This is a genomic window from Vibrio superstes (assembly GCF_003569005.1).
In the GTDB taxonomy this organism is placed as follows: domain Bacteria; phylum Pseudomonadota; class Gammaproteobacteria; order Enterobacterales; family Vibrionaceae; genus Vibrio; species Vibrio superstes.
Map to the genome: position 1 here is coordinate 1449202 of NZ_BCUR01000004.1, position 20446 is coordinate 1469647.

Sequence of the window (20446 nt, forward strand, 5' to 3'; positions counted from 1 at the left end):
TATTTACTATGAGAATGAAAAAGAATGGATGAGAGAAGCCAATCCTATTTAGATGCGTATCTAGAGTCCTTACCTAATGAGATCGCTAACAAATACACCTCTTTCAGCGCCGATTATTTTTGTGCAGACGAGTACAACGCCGATCTATGCACGCAGCTGATATTAAGCGGAGAAAAACGTGCTTCATGCAGTATGGAGTATTGGTACAGTCATGAGGGTGAGGTGATGCCTGAGGTTGGGCATTTGCAAGTCGTTACCAACTGGCAGGGTGAGCCCATTTGCATTATTGAAATCAGCTCTGTGGGCATTTGTAAATATTGCGATGTTACCGCTGAGTTTGCGGCGCTTGAGGGAGAAGGTGATAAATCCTTAGCGTGGTGGCGAGAAGCACACTGGAAATTCTTTAGTTTAGAGTGCCAAGAGCTGGGGATTGAACCTACTCAAGAGATGCGACTCGTTTTAGAGCACTTTAAGGTTGTCTACAGTGCGTCTTGATAGGTTTGTATGCAAAAGTACCGAACTCACTAAAGCTGAAGCCATCGAGCAGATCCACCAAGGAGCCGTCAGCGTTAATGGCGAGGCGATTACCAGTGAAGCTACTCAAGTTCATGAAAACAATGAAATAATCCTTAATGGTAAAAAACTTATTGCTCGAAGATTCCGATATATTCTGATGCACAAGGCTGCAGGCACTATCTGTTCTAATAAAGATGAAGTCTATCCTTCGCTGTTTAATCAAATCGCTATTGATAGGATTTCTGAGCTTCATATTGCAGGGCGTTTGGATGCGGATACTACCGGCATGGTATTAATAACCGACGATGGGCGCTGGTCATTTGACATCACCACGCCAACCAAAAAGTGTGAAAAAGTATATCGAGTTGGGTTAAGTCGTCCTATTGCTGACGATGCTGCTATTAAATTTAGCCATGGCCTTAGTTTGCAAGGCGAGGATAAATTAACCTTACCTGCCGTGCTAGAGGTGATAAGCCCAAAAGAGGTGCTGCTAACGATTACCGAAGGCAAGTTTCATCAGGTAAAGCGTATGTTTGCCGCGATTGGCAATAAAGTGGTATCACTGCATCGTGAGAAAATTGGCATGGTGTCACTTGATGTGGAAGCCGGGCAGTGGCGTTATCTTACTGCTGAGGAAATACTGTCGTTTACTAACGGTAAATGAATTTAAGGATGACTATGATCCCAGTTAATACTGCTATCGTTTCTGGAGTGGCACTATCAAAGATTGATGGCGAGATGAAACTGTTACTCATGAAAAGAGTGAAGGGGGACTTCTGGTGTCATGTGGCTGGTTCTATAGAAAATGACGAAACAGCAGTTGAGGCCATCATTCGTGAGTTTGATGAAGAAACTCAGATACAAGTCACCGAACTATATAACGCGCAGTTTCTAGAGCAGTTCTTCGAGGCTACTGTAAACGTAATTGAGCTGATCCCTGTGTTTGTCGTGCTGTGCTCTGAAAATCAAGAAGTCGAGCTTAACGAAGAGCATACAGAATATAGGTGGTGCAGTTTAAGCGAGGCGCTAGAGTTGGCACCGTTTCCCAATCAGCATGCGGTTTATAAGCATGTATGGTCTTATTTTGTTGATAAACCAGTAAACTCGCTGTATCGAGTTCCTTATCGTAATTGAGTAACTTGTAGGCAGAGTGTGTGACGCTCTGCCTACAAGTTAGTTGTCGTATCGCATAGCACCCACTTACCAAGGAGAATGGATGCTATAAGCTACATTATTGGTAGCGCTGTTTGAGTTCACGGTAGATGCAAGATGGTTGATCTTTACATTCTTCACGCAGGTTATCCCAAGCAGCACGTTTCTCGCGCTGCTCTTTAGCCTTAACAGTGATGGTTTGTTTTTGCTGATCATCAATTAGGTTAGAGTCCAAACCAAAACCGCCTAACGCTAATGCGCCAGACGAAACACTGACTAGTGCTAACAGGGTTAATAACTTCTTCATGACAACTCCTTATAACTTAAATTCGATGTTGAATGTGGTGTGAGGGTATTTAATCACCAGCATTGAAAAACAAACAGTTAGCTACCATCGGTATATCCGATAGGTTTGTAGGTGTATAGGTAATGAGAGTTAATAGATGTTTTTGAAAAAGACGAACTTTCTAACGTTAACAACCTGATTTTTACATTAGGGATTAACGGTATTCAATCACTCGTGCAACGTAACGGAATACGCCAGAGTCACCGTAGTAATCTTTGTATAGATCTACAGAGAAGAAATCAGGCTGATCTTTTTCAATGTGTTTAGCAATATCTGCGCTCAACTTGTCGATGTCATGTTGGTTGTATACGTGGAAAGTATGCACCTTCTCTAGACCCATTTTCTTCGCGTCGCGGCGAGTCACGTAGATGTCTTTGTATTCAGAGATAACGAAACCTTTGTACTCAATTTGTTGAGCATTGGTGTCGATGTCTTTTTCAATCTGAACCATTACCGGAACAGACGTTTCTAGTGAAGCCATATCAGCGTCAATTTTTTGCTGTTCTTGGCTGATGTTTTTTGCCATAGCGCCAGTAGATAGAAGAGTTAGAAGGCTTACTGCAATCAGTGTTTTTGTCATGATGTTTTATCCTATTGATACGGAGCGTTTGTTGTCCGTACTGTTGTGTTGATGGAGGTAATTTAAGGCAGTTTTTGCCCGTCACCAACACGGTTATGTAGGATTAGATCCATCGAGAAATACAATAAAAGAAGCGGAAAGCTTCGAGCTTGTCTGTTGAACAAAAGTCAGGTGCCAAGCTCCAAGCTCCAAGATTTCAGCTACAAGTCTCTACTTGATACTAGTCATCCCCGAGCGCTTTTCTGGGCCAGCACTCTGGTCGGGGATCTGTTTACTCACGCAATCAGATTCCCGCTAACAACATGCGGGAATAATGAAATGGACCCACCCTTTACACGGCGTCACAATGCGCCAAGATGAAGTTGAACAAACAAGCATCTAAATAAGGGTAGGTCCACATGACAAATGTAACGGTCGGATTAGATATTGCCAAGAATGTTTTTCATGCAGTGTTCGTCACATCACGCGGAAAAATCACTCGCAAGAAGCAACTTAAGCGAGCTACGACACTTTCATTCTTTGCCAAATTGACACCTCAAGTGATTGCCATTGAAGCCTGTGGTGCCTCTAATCACTTGGCTCGGGAGCTCATCAAGCTTGGGCATAAGGTTAAACTCGTCCCTCCACAACATGTCACTTCATATCGTCGTAAAAATAAGAATGACTACAACGACGCAGAAGCGATAGCGGAAGCCGCACAACGTGACAATATGACGTTTGTACCGATAAAAACCATTGATCAACAAGACGCTCAAATGTACCTGCGTATTAGGCAACGCTTGATTAAGCAACGCACTCAACTAATGAACCAGATACGAGGATTACTGCTTGAGTATGGGCTCTGTATGAATCGAGGTATCTCAGCCTTGCGTAGGTCCGTTCCTGAGTTCTTAGAAGACTCAGGTAACGAACTGACCTGGGTCGCTAGAGAGTTGTTCAATGAACTGTACCTGGAGTTCTTGTCCTTAAACGACCGTATTGAACAGGTCGAGAGCAAGCTAAAGGCTTTTGCTAAAGAAAATTATGTCTGTCAGATAGCGCAAAGTGTCGTGGGTATCGGACCTATCACCGCGCTAGCGTTGTATGCAGCCATTGGGAAAGGGACACAGTTTAAAAGTGGTCGACACTTCTCTGCTTGGTGTGGTCTGGTTCCGAGACAGTTCTCAACTGGAGGGAAATCTCAACTGTATGGCATCACCAAGAAAGGTAACGTCGTACTCAGAGCGCTTCTGATACACGGAGCGAGGAGTGTACTCCAATATGCAGATAGGAAAGAAGACAAGGTGAGCGTCTGGGCAACTAAGCTGAAGCATGAGAAAAGCTTCAACAAAGCCTGTGTAGCGTTAGCGAATAAGTTGGCACGCATTGTCTGGGCTGTGATTACACACAATAAACCGTACCAACTTAAAGAAGCATAACTTGATAGTGCTAACGCTTTAAAAAGTAAGGAATTAACCAGTTAAATAACACTCATCGTCAGTTGCGAAACATTTTACATCGATGGTTAGCGGTCATCCCGCCCCAGTGAAACTCTGACACCGTCATTGGCTCATCAGAAGCCGTGGGAATGATAAAGAGCATTGGGTGCAGATTACATCAAGGCCATGAGCACGATAGAGCTCAGTAAACAGGCCGAATATATGAACGACAATGACTCAATAACCAAGAATGTAAAATGACTTGCAAACTGGGTGGGTCCATATATGACGCTATAGTTGCCAGGACTGAATGATATGAGCTCAATAAACTAAAACCCCGTGTCTACTTTCACGGGGTCATATCAATCTCCCAGCTCCAAGATTGAAGCTTTCAGCTACAAGTCTCTTCTTGATATTAGTCATCCCCAAGCGCTTTTCTGGGCCAGCACTCTGGTCGGGGATCTGTTTCCTCGCGCAATCAGATTCCCGCTAACAACATGCGGGAATGACGCTATAGTTGCTTTATGGGGTTATGTCAGACTCCCAGCTTCAAGCTGAGAGCTAACAGCGAGAGCTTAGTCTCTCTCTTCAAACACTACCGCACTCCACGGTGGCACAATAGCCACATCATCAACCATTTCCGTGCCGTTTGCTAACGAGAAGGGACCAAGTTGAGAGTGGAAGCGGTGAGGCTTAAAGCTGCTCATGTTCAATTGATCTATGGTTTGAATGTCGTTGCGTGCGTTGATCACCACCACAATTCGCTTGCGCTGCGGATCTAGGTTCTTAAACGGCGCTCGGTCATCAATGCTCATGACGATTAAGCCTGGAAGCTGCTTTGAGCCAGTGTTATGGAATTTAATACGCTGACTGATTTCTCTGCCATCACCGAGTGTAAAGAGTGGGCTACTGGTTCTGATTTCCATCATCTCCTTAAAGTAGCGCTCCATAGTGGCGATATCACGCGGTGAAACATCCAACTTGCCCTCTGTGCTCTTATAGATGTTCTCAATTAACGCCCAGTTTTGCTCATCTTCGTCTGCACTTGGTAGCCCAATGTTCGAGTTATTGGACTGCTTGGTAAAGTCGACGCGGTTGTACCAATCTCCAGAATCATAAGAGTTTCTTTCCATTGATTTAGAGCGCAACAGCTCGCTGCCCATGTGGTGGAATACGACATTCTGTCCATACATGACAGTGCCCAAGCTGGTGGCGTGCATTCGGATGCGAGTATTAAGGTCGGCATCAAATGGTGTTTTGTATTGGTGATTGTCCCATAGGGTTTGGTTGTCATGTTTTTCAACGTAGTTGATGATTTCCCAAGCATCCTTGGCGTAGCCTGCGGGTTCGTTGTTGTAGTCCAACTCGGAGCCTTTGACGGTGCGGTCTTGGCTATCGGTAAACGAAAAATCTCTCAAGTTGCCCGCCATTCCAAGACGTACGATATCGGCTAGGTGTTTTGCTTGGACTTCATCGACCTTGTTTAACTCGTTGGGGTAAACAAACGCGCCATTGCCAAAGCCTTGTGAGGCTCTTATCTGCTCTTCTTTATCAAACGGAGAGCCGCCACGCACTGCGTCGCGCATGCGATCGGAGAAGGTGCCTATGCCTGTGCCATATAAATTGAGCTGAGAAGCTTGTTTAAACTGACTATCGCTTTTCACTTCACCGAAATCCCAGCCTTCGCCATAGAAATAGACCTCTGGATTTACTTCTTTTGCGGCATCAAGGGTGGCGAGTATCTGTGATTTTGGATGGTGCCCCATCAAATCCCAGCGAAATGCGTCTACCTTGTAATCCTTAGCCCAAACAACCACAGAATCCGTGATTAACTTTTCCATCATTTGTCGCTCTGGCGCTGTGTTTGCACAGCAGGTGCTTTCTTCTACCTCGCCAGTGACAGGATCTAATCGGTGATAGTAGTTAGGAACAATTTTATCGAGTACCGACTTGTCCGCCATGCCAGATTCATTGGTGTGGTTGTAGACCACATCCATGACGACATTCATCTTGATATCTGATTTTATGGCCAAAATCATCTTACGAAATTCGACAATGCGCTGCATGCCATTGGCTTCGGTCGCGTAGGAGCCTTCGGGTGTTGAATAATGGTAGGGATCGTAACCCCAGTTATAGCTGTCGTTTTGACTAATAGCGCGGCTTAACTCTTGAACAACCGGCGCTTCAAGAGAGTCTTCGCGAGAGAACTGTTCCAACACTTTTTCGCCGGATAATCCGCCATCGCAATACACGCCAAATTTAGGGTGGCGTATTAGGTTGGGGTTCATCTGGCACAGCCTTCTAAACGACTCATTAATATCTGCACGCTCTGTAAGCTCTTCGTTTACGGTTGCGAAGTCAAATACAGGCATTAGGTGCAAGTGAGTCGCGCCACGTCTTGAGAGCGATTTTAGGTGCGTCACAGGCAATGAATCACCTTCGGTAAAGGCTAGGTATTTACCTCGATAATGTTCCGTTGTGGAATCATCTAGCGCTGAAAAGTCACGAACATGCGTCTCGTAGATGATGAAGCTGGCGGGATTCTGTTGTGAAATAGGAGAAGAAAGCTCGTTCCAACCCGCTGGTGTTAACTCTGCGCTGTTAAGATCGACGATTTGGCTGTGTTGAGAGTTGGTGGACAAGCTAAGAGAATAGGGATCAGTCACTTGCAGTGTTTCCACTCGACCGGTTTCTGGATGATACAGGGTGACTTCATAGCGATAAAAATCGCCATGAGCTAGCCCTGTATATTCAGCAAGCCAACTACCAGAAGCATTGTCTCGTCTCATTAAAATCGGCGTTTTTGCTCTTAAGTCTTCATCGAAGGGTATGAGCTTGACCTGTTGCGCTGTAGGAGCCCAAAGTCTGAATGTGGAGGTATCCGATTCATGGTCAATAACAGCGCCGTATTCGAGCTTGGTTGCCTCATCTGCATATAAGCTGTCTAACAGCTCTGCGGTCTGCACTCGTGTTACTGAACTCAGTGCTCGCGCACCTTCCTCATCAGCATACGAAACTAGCCAGATTTGGCCGCGGATCATATTGGCAATGATATTGCTATCACCATCCTTGATTTCAAACGCTGCAAACTCATCGCTGAGATGAGGATAGTCTTGTTGCCAAGCTGAGGCGCTAGACGGTGCCAGCGTTAACGTTGTCGCAGTTCCTTCTATAAGGTTGTCTCTTTCATTAATACTCATGCCACCGGTTGTAGACATGACCAGTTCCGCTTCAGTGGTATTCTTGGGAACCAATATGAGCGAAGGTGATATCCAGTGGGAGTTGGCACCCTTTAGGCTAACCGCAGTTTCTGGAGGTGTGGTTGAGGGGGTATAAAAAACACGATTAGTATCTTTAAACACATAACCTACCTTAGCGCCTTCGTTAACATTATCTGAAAAACGCAGTTTTAAAGCGGATGTTTGATAATCAGGATTGAAGCGATGCGGAGTAAAATTGATACACTCAGCGTTGGGGTCTACCTGCAGATCCCAATACACCCCATAATCGGGATGCTGGCCACTAGGCTCTAAACCTGCGTTCCAATCGGTATTATCACCCATATAACCGTCACAGGTTTGATCATTCCACACATGCAGAACGTAATCGGGTTGAGCTTCAGCGGAGTTGAAATATATTCGGGCGATATCAGGATTAATTAGCGCGGTATCTTGAACTTCGTCTTGCGTTGCGCATCCAATACTAGCGAGTGCAAGAGCAATTGAAATAGACAGCTTGCACCTTGATGCAGGCATTGGAAACAATGTAGGCATGAAATTCCTTTTTCAAGCGGATGTTAATGAGATAAGTGTACTCAAAATTTTAAAAGTACCGTGTGAGCCTGTTCACTTTGCTCAACTATTATTCATAGGATAGTAGAACAAGTCACTGAATTTGCTCTATAAAACTCACGTTTTTGTAAACTTTACTTATTAAATAGTCTTGTTTGTTGACAAAATTTAACGTAAAAACACTTGAATTATCTAAGTGTCTAATTCTTATAAATATTATTTAGAAAAAAGTTGGCGAAAGTGAAAACCTTGGCATACACTTTCGATCGAGTCATCAATATGTAGTTGATTGTAGAGACAAATTTTAGGAGCTATCGTTGGTTTCAATGTAAGTGAAGCCTAGGAGTGACAAACTCTAGCGTAGCAATGGTTCATCTAGCTTTGAGGAAAGTTTTATGGCGCTCACCAAGGCCGATTTGGCTGAAAACCTGTTTGAAAATCTTGGATACAGTAAACGGGATGCCAAGGAAACCGTGGAAGTGTTTTTCGAAGAAATTCGAAAATCACTTGAAAGTGGCGAACAGGTAAAACTGTCTGGTTTCGGCAACTTTGATCTAAGAGACAAGAAAGAACGACCTGGTCGTAACCCGAAAACAGGTGAAGATATACCTATTTCCGCACGTCGTGTGGTCACGTTTAGACCTGGGCAAAAGCTTAAAGCACGAGTAGAAGAGCTTAAGAAAGACGACGTTAAATAACACGCCATTTGAGCAAAACAAAAAAAGAGGTCCTAGGACCTCTTTTTTTGATTTTTTGGAAACGTAGAAAACTAACGCTTTCTGCGTTTGTACCGAGCGTGATTCATACCAATTACAGTTATTTACTACGATTGGTTAGTAATGAATCTTAACCTTCTTGGCTGCATCGATAGCCGCATCAACGGCGCGCGTTGTATCTTTAGCGCGGGTCAAAATTACACCTAAACGGCGGCGACCATCAATGTCTGGCTTACCAAACAGTCTGATCTGCGTATCGGGGTTGCCTACTGCATCTTCAATACCTGTGTACGATAGATTGCTTGAAGTACCTTGACCTAAGATAACCGCAGAAGCTGCAGGGCCGGTTTGACGAACCTTGTTGATAGGGTTACCCGTGAATGCGCGAACGTGCAAAGCAAACTCTGACATATCCTGAGAGATCATGGTTACCATACCCGTGTCATGCGGGCGAGGGGACACCTCGTTAAAGATAACCTTGTCGGCTTTGATAAATAGCTCAACACCAAATAGACCGTAACCACCCAGCGCATTGACAATTTCTTCTGCAACGTACTCTGCCGCTTTAAGCGCAACATCAGACATTTGTTGTGGCTGCCATGATTCGCGGTAGTCGCCATCTTCTTGACGGTGACCGATAGGAGCACAGAAGTGAACGCCATCGACAGCACGTACGGTTAGTAGGGTGATCTCGTAGTCAAAATCAATGAAGCCTTCAACAATAACGCGACCTTCACCACTTCGACCACCTTCTTGAGAGTAGTCCCATGCATTCTGTACATCTTCTTGTGTGCGGATAACGCTTTGACCTTTACCTGAAGAACTCATCACAGGCTTAACCACGCAAGGCATGCCCACTTCAGTAACCGCTGCGTTAAAGTCTTCAAACGTGTCAGCAAAGCGATAGTTTGAAGTGTTCAGGTTTAACTCTTCTGCTGCTAGGCGGCGGATGCCTTCACGGTTCATCGTCAATTGCGTAGCGCGTGCGTTAGGCACAACAGTTGTGCCTTTTTTCTCAAGCTCTACCAAGGTGTCAGTAGCAATTGCTTCGATTTCAGGAACGATGTAGGTGGGTTTTTCTTTATCAACAATATTTGCTAGTGCTTCACCGTCAAGCATGTCCAATACATAGCTTCGATGCGCCACTTGCATTGCTGGAGCGTTTTCATAACGATCACAGGCAATAACTTCGATGCCTAGACGTTGACACTCGATGGCCACTTCTTTACCCAGTTCGCCAGAGCCTAGTAATAAAACCTTAGTTGCACCTGATGCCGTAGCCGTACCCAACATAGTATTTCCTTTAACAAGATGATTTTTTTCAGCAGATAATACTCAAATTTTCGCGTAGCGCAATCGTTTGCATGGCGAATTTGATGAATTTTTTGTGAGAACACCACAGACTAGGCTGTGGTGTTCGAATATGAAGATATTCTGTGGAGATTATTCGCCAATCGCAACGTAAGCGACAGGGATATCTGGATTAATCGCCTCGATAGTACTTTGAGTATCTGCAAGGTGCGAAATAGAGCCTTGGTTCATTTCAGCTAAACCGACTTCAGCTATCTCAGAGAAGGATATGCCAGCCATTTGCAGTTGCACTAGTGCTACCTGCAATGGTGGTAGGCTTGGGTTGAAGGCTGCGTTTTCTGCGTAGCTTCCACAAAATAGAGAGCCATCTTTGGTCTTGATAGACACGCCACTGTGATCTTTTGTGTAAGGGGCATGGCTGCGATTCAGTGCGTAGATAGCCTTTTCAAGTAGCGGATCGTTTTCAGTAAAGCTGTAGCCATGATCAACCGGAGACATCAAGCCCGACTCGATACCTAGGTCTTTTGGACCAAAGGACTCAGGTAAATACTGCTGTAGCGTCATTTCGTCGCGCTCTGGCAATTGTACAGAAAGGTGCTCAGCGGTAGAGAGCTCATTCATGAACTGGCGGCAGTGACCACAAGGGCTGAAGTTAATCGTGATATCAGAGATACCTTCTTCGCCTTTCATCCATGCATGGCTGATAGCAGATTGCTCTGCATGTACCGTTTGACCAAGTTGGGCACCCGCAAACTCAAGGTTTGCGCCAAAATACAGCTTTCCTGAAGTCCCTTTAACAATTGCGCCAACATAGAACTTTGAGATAGGCGCGACAGAGTAGGCTGCAGCAAACGGAAGTATAGCTACCTTCAATGCTTGTTCGTCAAGCTTGGTGATCTGCTTAAGCGTTTGAAACTGCTCATTGCTTAGCTCACCAGCAAACGAAGGAGAATCAAAGATAGATTTGAAGCCATCTACGTAGTTGGTTGGAAGGTCTTTGTAGAGGTCAATAAAACGCTGGCTCATTGCCGGTTCCTATTAGAAAAATCATTGCAAACAGCATAGTGCAACTCATTGCGAATAGGGAGACTAATCGGTGAGGTAAACGGTTTCGTTCACACTGAATGCTGTTTGTTTGCTCATTTTGAAGCCTTATCGGCTATAGAAAAGTGCTCAAGAACTGAGGCTAAGCATGAGTGTCATGACAAAGGGCGCCAGTAGAGAGGTGATAACGCCACATAAAACTAATGCTAGCGAGCTAAACGCCGCATCCTTTTGACTGTGTTCAAAGGCTGTGGCTGTGCCAAGTGCATGGCTAACGGTACCCATAGTCAGTCCCTTAGCAATAGGGTGTTTGATCTTTAAGAGCTGGTATACAGGATAGGCGAGTAGCGATCCGGTTAGTCCAGCCAGTAATACCAAAATGGCTGCAACGGCGGGTTCACCACCAAGTTCCGATGATACCTGCATTGCTATCGCAGTGGTCACGGATTTACCCATAATGCTAGCAAGTAACTGTGAATCGGCGCCAAGCAACACAGCTAGAAGGCCCGAGGATAGCATAGCGCCTAGGCTGCCTATAACGCAGGTGGTGAGAATTAACTTCCACTTTGCACGTATCTCGTTTAACTGCTCATACAGGGGATAAGCAAGGGCTACCACCGCTGGTTGTAACAGGTGTTGAATGAGCTCATTGCCTTCGTAATAGGTTTGATAAGGCACCTTAAAAAGCAATAAGAACGGGATAATAATCGCGAGACTAATCAGTAAAGGATTCGCCAAGGGGTGATGGGCTTTCTTGGCGATAAATCTGGCAATGAAGTAGACAACAATACTGAGCAATAACCACATATTATTTGTCCTCCGCTAAGAGCTTATCCAGCGCTAAAGAGAGGACAACCAAGATAAATAGGCTACCTAATACCGTACTCACCACGATGGCAAGGGCATTATCTAGCAGCATGTGGTAGTGGTTCATTAGACCGGCACTGATGGGAATAAACAGCAAGATCATGTACTTGATCAATAGTGAAGCACTAGGTTGTACCCAGTGAGGCTTGACCACTCCACTCACCAAACCTAGAAACAAAATCAACAGCCCAATCACACTTCCTGGTACAGAAAGTGCGAAAAAGTCCTGTATCCAATCACCGATAACAAGTGAAAGGACAATTAAGCCTGCACTAAGCAGATAGAAGAATGCCTTGCTGACCATTAACTAAGAAACCAACTGTTCAACGTAGTGATAGATGGCCTTGAGGATCTTCATCTTGTGCTCATCCCCTTGATGCTGCGCACCAAGGTTTTCTAGGTTTAACATATAATTAGGCAGTTCTTGCTCAAACTTATCACGGCAGTGAAGTAGCCATCGTTTCTGCTCTTGATCGGTTAGAGTATGAAAGAAATTTCGAGCTCGGTAGTTAAACAGCAAAGGAGCGATACGAGGATCTGTGACTTGAATATCCAGAGATCCTAATACCTCAGGCTTTGCATCTCGGATAATGCGCATCTGCGCCTTATCTGATGGTGAGAAAAAGCCGTTGTACAGTTGCTCTTCGATGTTTGGGCTGGTTGGAAACTCTCGATTTTCTGCGAACACCTCATCGAGTTTTTCTCGAATCTGCGGATGTTGCTGGAGCAACTGCTGTCTTCTCAAGCATTCTTCTTTGTCTATCTGCGTGCGTTCAATAGCGTCGTTCGTCAACACACCGAGAGGAGCAAGAATAGGGCACTTGTTAAGATGCACCAGTTTTACTGGGATAGGCAACTGACCCTCTTCAAGGTCGCTGCGTTTGGTATACAGTCTGTCTTTGATTTCATCGGCTGAAAGCTCAATTAACGGCGTAATGTCTTGAGTAAGATCGATGGTGATTAACGCCTTAATCGGTGTCCAACCAATTGGAGCAATTAGAGCGGTTTTCTGGTGCTCAGTGCTCAGCATGCCAGATACGTGAACCAGAGGCGTCATATTTACAATGTCGACTAGGGCGTTTAGCTTCTGTTTTCCTCTATGCTTATAGAAGAAATCAAATAGCTTAGGCTGGCTTTGCTTAACCTTTTTTGCCATCTCAATCGTGGCATAGACATCGGCCATAGCATCGTGGGCGTTGCTGTGTTCGATGCCGTTTGCAACCGATAAATGCTCTAATCGAAAACTGGTATTGCCTTCATCATTCTCTGGCCAGTTTACCCCTTCCGGTCGCAGTGCATGACAGGCACGCATCACATCCAGCAGATCCCATCTAGAGTTGCCGTTTTTGTAGCTCCACTCATAAGGTTCGATAAAATTACGATAGCAAGTGTAGCGAGTGACCTCATCGTCAAAGCGTACGCTGTTATATCCTAGAGTGCAGGTATTTGGGCGACTCATTTCATTGTGAATTGCAGTGATGAATTCTGGTTCAGATAACCCTTCCTTCATCGCTTTTTGCGGCGTAATACCGGTCACAAGCGCAGCTTCAGGGTTGGGTAGATAATCTGCAGGGGGTCTGCAATAGATGACGAGCGGCTCTCCAATGACATTTAGGTCGGCATCGGTGCGCACGCCAGCAAACTGACACGGTCTATCTTTTGCAGGACTGACTCCCCAAGTCTCGTAATCAAAGAAAAAGAATGTGGGTTGGTCCGTGTGCATAAAAAATATCCAAATATCAGTATGTTGTCAGTTATTAGACCATTGCCGAATGCGGATAGCAAACCTCTTTGGCAATGTGCGTATTCAAAGCTCAGCCTAAGTAATAAAACCAGCGTTTTTCCTACGCTATTTCTGACCACTTACTGTGATTGGTATAAGAGCCGTCGTATTGCTCGCCTAATACATCGTATTGTCATTGAGGCTTTCTTTCGGGACTTGCTGTATTGAATCCCAGTGCTCGACAATCTTTCCATTGCTGTCAAAGCGAAAGAAATCCATGGTGACGTACTGATCATCATCAGGCCATGTTTGATGGGTATGAAGGGCTACTAAGTCACCTTCTGCAATAGCGCGCACGAACTCAATCTCTTTATCAGGGTAGTGTTGATGCATTTCTGTAAAGTAGTCGATAAAGGATTGTTTACCATCCCCAACTAACGGGTTGTGCTGTATATAGTCATCTCCCACATACAACTCTACCGCTTGCTTAGGACTACCTAGATAGGCCATTTTGTAAAAGGCGATGGCGTTCTTTTTGTTGGATTCGAGCTTCATAGAGATGTGCCTTAGCGTTAACGTCATAGTGGTTAAAAGCTAGGCGATATTGTGTGATTGCGCGAACTCTAAATAAACAAAAACCGAGGCAAAGCCCCGGTTTGTTAGTAGTTGAAGGAGACCGCGAGCGATTAAGCGTTGGCTTGTTCCAACTGCTCTTGCTTCTCTTTACCTAGGATACGTGAAGTAATCGTACCTGCAGTCATTGCGCCAGAAACGTTTAGGGCAGTACGCGCCATATCAATCAAAGGCTCGATAGAAATGAGTAGCGCGGCAATCCATACAGGCAGTCCCATTGCTGGCAATACGATTAGAGCTGCAAAGGTTGCACCGCCGCCAACACCGGCAATACCAAATGAACTGATGGTGATGATAGCCACAAGCGACAAGATGAAGCTGAAGTTCATTGGGTCAATACCTACTGCCGGAGCCACCATGATGGCTAGCATTGCAGGGTAGATGCCTGCACAGCCGTTTTGACCAATGGTTGCGCCAAATGATGCCGATAGGTTTGCAATTGCTGGTGGCACGTTCAGTTTAGTGATCTGTGCTTCTACGTTTAGCGGGATCGTTGCTGCTGAGCTGCGTGAGGTAAATGCAAACGTCAGTACTGGCCAGATTTTCTTGAAGTACTCTTTCGGGCTAACGCCTACAAGAGACACAAGCAAACCGTGCACAACAAACATTAGGGCGATTGCCACGTAAGAGGCGACGATAAAGCCAAGCAGATTCAGGATGTCTGATGCGCTAGAGGTTGCAACGACTTTCGCCATCAATGCAGCGATGCCGTAAGGCGTTAGAGCCATAATCATTTTAACCAGACGCATCACCACAGACTGAGCCACTTCAACGAAGGTGCGAATTGGTTGCTCTAGTTCTTCTTTCTCGATCATTACTTTACGAGCGGCAATGCCCATAAGCACGCTGAAAATCACAACAGCAATGATTGAAGTAGAGCGAGCACCAGTCATGTCGCTAAACGGGTTTGTAGGAATAAAGCTTACCAGCATTTGCGGGATAGTGAGATCTGCAACGCGGTCAATACGACTCTCTAGTACGGCGATACGTGCAGTTTCGCGAGCACCTTCAGCCAGTCCTTCAGCCGTTAGACCAAATACTTGTGTAACGGCAATACCAACTAATGCTGAGATGGCGGTAGTAAATAACAACACGCCGATGGTCAGTCCACTGATTTTTCCAAGAGAGCCTGAGTTGTCCAGTTTAACGACAGCAGAGACCATAGATACCATTACCAATGGCATGATGATCATCTTTAGAAGTCCAACATAACCACTGCCGACCACTTTTACCCAATCTAGGGTTTGTGTAATAGCAGGATTCCCCTCGCCATAGATAAGCTGTAGCGCTAAGCCGAAACCACTACCAGTGACTAAGCCTAAAAGCACCAGGCGGGAGAGTGTATTTTGTTGTTTTTGTTTAGAAAATAGAAAATAGATGATACCAACAAAGACCGCTAGGTTGGCAACGACAGCAACTGACATAGTTATTCCTTTAAAGTGTAAATCCGTGTGTTTTTATAATCAGATCTTGAAAGAGAACATAGATTATCGAATTTTCCACTCAGTCATAAGTTCAAAAAGGAATAACATATTCCAGTTGTGGTTATAGAAGGTTAACTAATTCAACAACTTGATGGTTTCAATAGGTTAACGATTCATCTCTCGATAGTTGGCAATGGTTTCGTCACTGTCGTTAACATCAATACACAGGTGATCCACCAGATATCTCGCCACGGTTTGTGCATGAATAGGGCGCAGGTTTTCCAGCGGACCAAGCATAATAGGTTTCACGACCTTAAGGACTTTCTGCAGTACGACCTCGTCCCATCTAGGCGCTGTTCGGTCCCCTTGTAGCGGACCTGGCCTTGCAATAACAAGCCTCTCAAAGCCGAGTTTTCGCAAGTCTCGCTCCATCTCGCCCTTACATTTTAAATAGTGAGAGGGGGAATCAGCTTTAGCACCATAGCTAGAAACCACGCCTAATCGCTTAACGCCTAAGCTCTTCATTGTTTTCGCGAATGAGATAACTAAGTCATGGTCAATGCGATAGAGTGCTTCGTTGCTCCCCGCCTGTTTTTTGGTAGTGCCCAAACAAATAAGCCCAAGAGTTGCATTGATGTCTAGTGAGTGGTCGAATTCCTCATTGGGTAGGGTCACCAGTGAATCTGTCGAGAGCGCTAAGGGACGCCTTGTTGGCGCGTAGATTTTATCAACATATTCAGGGTGCTGCAGAAGATAGTCAATGGCGTGCTGGCCTATAAGACCGGTGCCGCCGGCGAGAATGAGATTGGGCTTTGTGATTTCCATAGAGAATGCCTATTAATAATACAGAGTTTCGGTATGATGTTGCTTCAATGTTACATCTAGATAGTAGGCTTAGGAAGGGAGAGTCCATGCCAGCACCATTATTTGAGTCCTCATTTTTACAAGACACACTACAAGCATCTGTGACTTCGCCTCGCTCTATTACACTGAGCAATGGCGTGCAAATGAGTTTGTTGCAAAAGGGAGTACTTAAAATATCCCCGCCTGCTGAGGCAAAACAAGCGAAACACATCGTTATTTCTAGCGCAATTCATGGCAATGAAACGGCGCCAATTGAAATGGTGGATGATCTTGCTAGCCAAATTGCGACGGAGTCTATTGTCCCTTTGCACCATTTACTGCTGATTATTGCGCACCCAAAGGCAATCCTTGCAGAAGAGCGATTTGTGGAAACAAATTTAAATCGTTTGTTTGGCGATGCTGAATATCCGCAGTCTCAAGAACTCGCGTTGGCGATTTCTCTAAAAGAGCAAGTCACTCATTTTTGGCAAGATGTGCCAATGGCAAATCGTTGGCATTTGGATATGCATTGCTCCATTCGCGCTTCTAAGCACTACACCTTTGCTATCAGTCCGCAATCGGCTTATCCAACCAGACAAAAAGAGTTCATCGACTTTATGCAAAAGGCAGGTATAGAAGCTGTGCTGTTATCCGAAGAGCCTTCAAGTACCTTTAGCTGGTTTAGTTCGAGTAAATTTGGCGCGCAGGCAGCAACCTTGGAGTTGGGGCAGGTGGCAAAGTTTGGTCATAACGACATGAATAAACTGGCGCAGTTTAGCAAAGCGTTTTTAGAGCTTGTTCAATCTGTAGAATCCAGCACCGCAGGAGATATGATCACCTACCAAGTAGACAGTTCAATCTATCGTGAGAATATGGACTTTGAATTCTACTTTGACAAAGCGTTACCTAATTTCTCAAGATTTTCTGAGGGTGAAGAACTGGGTAAAGATGGTGACAAGGTGTTGACCATGCCAGTAGAGCAGGGAGGGGTTGTGTTTCCTAACCCTAATGTCGAGCTCAAACAAAGAGCCGCACTGATTGTAAAACCCTGTGCGACTCGCTATGTCGACAATCAACTGACGGTAATAGATTAGGGTCATCAGACCTTAGTTGCTATTGTCAGCGAGAAAGTGATTCAACTTTTGCATACTTTGATCAAAGTAAGGGTTCCAACTTATCCGAGCCCTTACTTGAGTTTCTTCACCATCCCCAAATGCTGCAAACCAGACTTGGTCACTGGCCACTTCTGAACAATCTTCAGGCATGCCTTCTGGTTGCTCTCTAAAACACAGCCTTACCTCACCATCGCGTTTATAAATGGGATTGTCCGGTGAGAATACTAAGGATATGTGTGACGCACTCAGGATCTTCTGCTGGGGAAGGTCCATGCTATAGGTGGTAATGCGCTCGTCTTTATATTGAGTCTCACCAAACCACAGAAGCTCATTCTGACTGTTGGTGAATTTCTCGGAAAACTGTTCCACGGCATATTGCGAGTCAATGGTTTCGTCAGCTTCACTCAGCATTACAAAAGTAGGCTTGTCGTAATTAGCATCATCTATGTAATCTCGAACTACTGCAGATGTTTCATAATAAGTCGCGGCTCCATTCATATGCAGTGAGTTATAACGGGTATAGTTATCCTCTTTTGTTTTGTCTTCCCAATCGATAAACCATTTAGCGTAAGGGGAATACTTTGCCAATGAGTTACGTGGCTTAAATGCAGGAGAGAACAGCAATAGCCCTTTAACCGTTGGCTGTTGATAGGCTAAGGCGGTCACTAGGTTTGCGCCAGTGGAGAATCCTCCAAGCCAAATACCATCGACTTTTTCATTGAGTAACTGGTAATGATGAGCGACAACGTTTTGCCAATCCTCTAGTTCAGGAAGCGACAAATCCGCAGCTCGCGTTCCGTGACCGGGTAACAAAATAACTCGCACTAGATAGCCTTGGGCGGCAAGATCGGGAGCGATATCGACATAAGAGAACGGAGAATCGCCAAGCCCATGTACTAACAGAATACCTTGTCCATTTGGATTTTGGGGCACAAGCTCAAAAGGTGCTACGGCGGAGAGTTCGATTTGCCTATCGTCGGTAAAGAATACGCGATTTTCAAGTAACCACTCTTGTGTCTCGGCAAGGTAGGTTTGATAGTCTTCTTGCATGTAAGGCTGTAGTGATTTTGATGCGATAAATTGCGGATCTTCAGGTTCACTGGCACATCCAGAAAGAGTTAAAGCAAAGACGGGTAATAAAACTAGGTTTTTGCACTTGAACATTACTTATATCCTTATAAATGGTCAGTATGCTGGTTTATGTGTCCACATGCTTTAAGTGGGTTGAAATAATCTACTACAAAGCAAATTTGAGGCAATTTTGGTTGTATCAGTCATTTGAATGTAACTTAAATTTATACCAAGCATAGGTTTACTGTAATAAATACTCAGCATTATTCAATTAGATTAAGAAACTGATTTCAAGCTTGGTATCTATTTTGCTTTTTCTGTGAATTATCAAGCAGAAACCATAGATTTGAGTGATGAGTGGCGATGAAAGGATTGTTTGAGATTTGTACAATCTGTGACATTATTCACCAAATTGCATCTTGCTCACATGTTTGCGTGACCTATCTCTCATTATGATTATGTTGAGATTTGATCTTTTTAAAAGTGTGAGTTTAAGCAGATATATTTTGAAGGATTAATTTATTATCCCTGCAATGACGAACAAAAGAGCTTTTGAAAAGCCGTATGTCGTTTTTTTTTAAATTATATTAGTTCAATGTTAGAGGCCCCCAAAATGACGGAACATAATAATAATTACTCGCATTTGTCGAGTAACAAATTAGTACGTAACACAGTTGCATTAGTACTAGCAGGCGGGAAAGGTACTCGCCTCAAGGGATTAACCAAAGAGATCGCAAAACCAGCGGTTTCTTTTGGTGGTAAATACAAAATTATCGATTTCACACTTTCAAACTGCATCAACTCAGGTATTCGTCGTGTAGGCGTACTGACTCAGTTCATGGCACACGATCTTATCGATCACGTGCAAAAAGGCTGGGGCTTTATGACCAACTCTACGCTTGATGAGGGTGTAGCCATTATTCCAGCACAACAGCGTGTTGGTGAATCTTGGTACCGTGGTACAGCAGATGCTGTATACCAGAACCTTGATTTGATTCGCAGACGTAAATGCGAACAAGTTCTGATCCTTGGTGGCGACCACATCTATAAGATGGATTACTCTCGCATGCTTAACTTCCATGCTGAAAGTGGTGCGGACGTAACCGTTGCATGTATCAAGAAGCCAATCGAACAAGCGTCTTCATTTGGTGTAATGTCACTAGATGATAACGGTCGTATCGTTAGCTTTGATGAGAAGCCAGAAAATCCAACGCCACATCCAAAAGATCCAAGCCAATCACTTGTTTCTATGGGTATCTACATTTTCAATGCAGATATCTTGGACAAAGAGTTGAACGACGCTCTTCTAGATCCAGAGTATGGTCACGATTTCGGTCACAACATCATTCCAAACCTTTTAGAGCGTGCACGCGTAAATGGTTATGTATTTACTGAGCGTCACCCTGGTAACAACGGTTACTGGCGCGATGTAGGTGATTTGGATGAGTACTATGCAGCAAGCATGGACCTTGTAGCACCAGATCCTGAGCTAGATCTATACGATCACTCTTGGCCGATCATTACACAGCAGCAGCAACGTCCGGGCGCAAAATTTGTGTTTAACGACGAAGGCCGTAAAGGTTTCGCTGTAGATTCTGTTCTTTCAGCGGGCACTATTATTTCAGGTGCAGAGATTAATCACTCTCTTGTTGCAGGTAACTGCCGCGTTGAAGAAGGCACAGTACTTCAAGACAGCATTATTCTTCCAGAAACAGTCATTGGTAAGAATTGTCGTCTAACTAAGGTTATTGTGGGTGAGAACACTATCATCCCTGATGGCACAGTTATCGGTGAGAACCTAGAAGAAGATTCTAAACTGTACGAAGTTACCAAAGGTGGCGTTGTACTAGTGACTGAAGCAAGCTTCCAGTAAGCATTGCAAACGTTGATAAAATG

19 protein-coding genes are annotated in these 20446 nt (G+C 44.6%); 7 read left to right on the forward strand and 12 right to left on the reverse strand.

The window, feature by feature from the left end; translation table 11 throughout:
• The first annotated feature begins 24 nt into the window (after positions 1-24).
• From D5I41_RS14690 to D5I41_RS14700, 3 genes are read left to right on the forward strand one after another with little or no spacing between them, the layout of a single operon-like run.
• Complete coding sequence (locus D5I41_RS14690; RefSeq protein WP_119010417.1) at positions 25-495, forward strand: ASCH domain-containing protein; 471 nt, start codon at positions 25-27, stop codon at positions 493-495.
• Complete coding sequence (locus D5I41_RS14695) at positions 485-1180, forward strand: pseudouridine synthase (protein ID WP_119010418.1); 696 nt, start codon at positions 485-487, stop codon at positions 1178-1180. Before D5I41_RS14690 ends, D5I41_RS14695 begins: the two co-directional genes overlap by 11 nt.
• Positions 1181-1194: 14 nt before the next feature.
• Positions 1195-1650: an NUDIX hydrolase gene (locus tag D5I41_RS14700; RefSeq protein WP_119011527.1), complete on the forward strand. Its 456-nt coding sequence runs from the start codon at positions 1195-1197 to the stop codon at positions 1648-1650.
• 97 nt (positions 1651-1747) lie between these two features.
• On the opposite strand, the gene D5I41_RS14705 is transcribed toward D5I41_RS14700, so the two are convergent.
• Together D5I41_RS14705 and D5I41_RS14710 are read right to left on the reverse strand one after the other, a co-directional pair.
• Complete coding sequence (locus tag D5I41_RS14705) at positions 1748-1975, reverse strand: hypothetical protein (RefSeq protein ID WP_119010419.1); 228 nt, start codon at positions 1973-1975, stop codon at positions 1748-1750.
• A 193-nt stretch (positions 1976-2168) separates the two neighbouring features.
• Complete coding sequence (locus D5I41_RS14710) at positions 2169-2594, reverse strand: hypothetical protein (protein WP_119010420.1); 426 nt, start codon at positions 2592-2594, stop codon at positions 2169-2171.
• 398 nt (positions 2595-2992) lie between these two features.
• Between D5I41_RS14710 and D5I41_RS14715 the strand changes: the two genes are divergently transcribed.
• Positions 2993-4012, forward strand: a complete 1020-nt coding sequence (locus D5I41_RS14715; protein WP_119009901.1) for an IS110 family RNA-guided transposase — start codon at positions 2993-2995, stop codon at positions 4010-4012.
• Positions 4013-4587: 575 nt separating this feature from the next.
• On the opposite strand, the gene pulA is transcribed toward D5I41_RS14715, so the two are convergent.
• The gene (pulA, locus tag D5I41_RS14720; protein ID WP_119010421.1) at positions 4588-7785 is read right to left on the reverse strand and encodes a pullulanase-type alpha-1,6-glucosidase; all 3198 of its coding nucleotides are present in this window, start codon (positions 7783-7785) and stop codon (positions 4588-4590) included.
• A 413-nt stretch (positions 7786-8198) separates the two neighbouring features.
• On the opposite strand from pulA, the gene ihfA reads away from it, so the two are divergent.
• Positions 8199-8501, forward strand: coding sequence for an integration host factor subunit alpha (gene ihfA, locus D5I41_RS14725; RefSeq protein WP_017027221.1), 303 nt, complete (start codon positions 8199-8201; stop codon positions 8499-8501).
• Positions 8502-8636: 135 nt separating this feature from the next.
• On the opposite strand, the gene purT is transcribed toward ihfA, so the two are convergent.
• The 8 genes from purT to D5I41_RS14765 all read right to left on the reverse strand — a co-directional run bounded on the left by purT (position 8637) and on the right by D5I41_RS14765 (position 16346).
• Entirely contained in the window at positions 8637-9812 is a 1176-nt protein-coding gene (purT, locus tag D5I41_RS14730) for a formate-dependent phosphoribosylglycinamide formyltransferase (RefSeq protein ID WP_119010422.1), read from the reverse strand.
• A gap of 150 nt (positions 9813-9962) precedes the next feature.
• A complete protein-coding gene (cdd, locus tag D5I41_RS14735; RefSeq protein ID WP_119010423.1) occupies positions 9963-10856 on the reverse strand; it encodes a cytidine deaminase in 894 nt (297 codons plus the stop codon).
• A 147-nt stretch (positions 10857-11003) separates the two neighbouring features.
• Positions 11004-11681, reverse strand: coding sequence for a CidB/LrgB family autolysis modulator (locus D5I41_RS14740; RefSeq protein WP_119010424.1), 678 nt, complete (start codon positions 11679-11681; stop codon positions 11004-11006).
• 1 nt (position 11682) lies between these two features.
• Positions 11683-12045, reverse strand: a complete 363-nt coding sequence (locus tag D5I41_RS14745) for a CidA/LrgA family protein (protein ID WP_102480378.1) — start codon at positions 12043-12045, stop codon at positions 11683-11685.
• Positions 12046-12048: 3 nt separating this feature from the next.
• Positions 12049-13464 carry an exodeoxyribonuclease I gene (gene sbcB / locus D5I41_RS14750; protein WP_119010425.1) on the reverse strand — a complete coding sequence of 472 codons (1416 nt, stop codon included), beginning with the start codon at positions 13462-13464 and terminating at the stop codon, positions 12049-12051.
• A gap of 177 nt (positions 13465-13641) precedes the next feature.
• Positions 13642-14019, reverse strand: a complete 378-nt coding sequence (locus D5I41_RS14755; RefSeq protein WP_119010426.1) for a nuclear transport factor 2 family protein — start codon at positions 14017-14019, stop codon at positions 13642-13644.
• 131 nt (positions 14020-14150) lie between these two features.
• Positions 14151-15521, reverse strand: a complete 1371-nt coding sequence (locus D5I41_RS14760; RefSeq protein ID WP_119010427.1) for an L-cystine transporter — start codon at positions 15519-15521, stop codon at positions 14151-14153.
• A 165-nt stretch (positions 15522-15686) separates the two neighbouring features.
• On the reverse strand, positions 15687-16346 hold the full coding sequence (locus tag D5I41_RS14765) for an NAD-dependent epimerase/dehydratase family protein (protein ID WP_119010428.1): 660 nt from the start codon (positions 16344-16346) through the stop codon (positions 15687-15689).
• A gap of 86 nt (positions 16347-16432) precedes the next feature.
• On the opposite strand from D5I41_RS14765, the gene D5I41_RS14770 reads away from it, so the two are divergent.
• The gene (locus tag D5I41_RS14770) at positions 16433-17458 is read left to right on the forward strand and encodes a succinylglutamate desuccinylase (RefSeq protein ID WP_119010429.1); all 1026 of its coding nucleotides are present in this window, start codon (positions 16433-16435) and stop codon (positions 17456-17458) included.
• Positions 17459-17470: 12 nt separating this feature from the next.
• Here D5I41_RS14770 and D5I41_RS14775 read toward each other — a convergent pair whose 3' ends face one another.
• Positions 17471-18643: an alpha/beta hydrolase gene (locus D5I41_RS14775; protein ID WP_119010430.1), complete on the reverse strand. Its 1173-nt coding sequence runs from the start codon at positions 18641-18643 to the stop codon at positions 17471-17473.
• A 520-nt stretch (positions 18644-19163) separates the two neighbouring features.
• On the opposite strand from D5I41_RS14775, the gene glgC reads away from it, so the two are divergent.
• A complete protein-coding gene (gene glgC / locus D5I41_RS14780) occupies positions 19164-20423 on the forward strand; it encodes a glucose-1-phosphate adenylyltransferase (protein ID WP_119010431.1) in 1260 nt (419 codons plus the stop codon).
• The last annotated feature ends 23 nt before the right edge of the window (positions 20424-20446 follow it).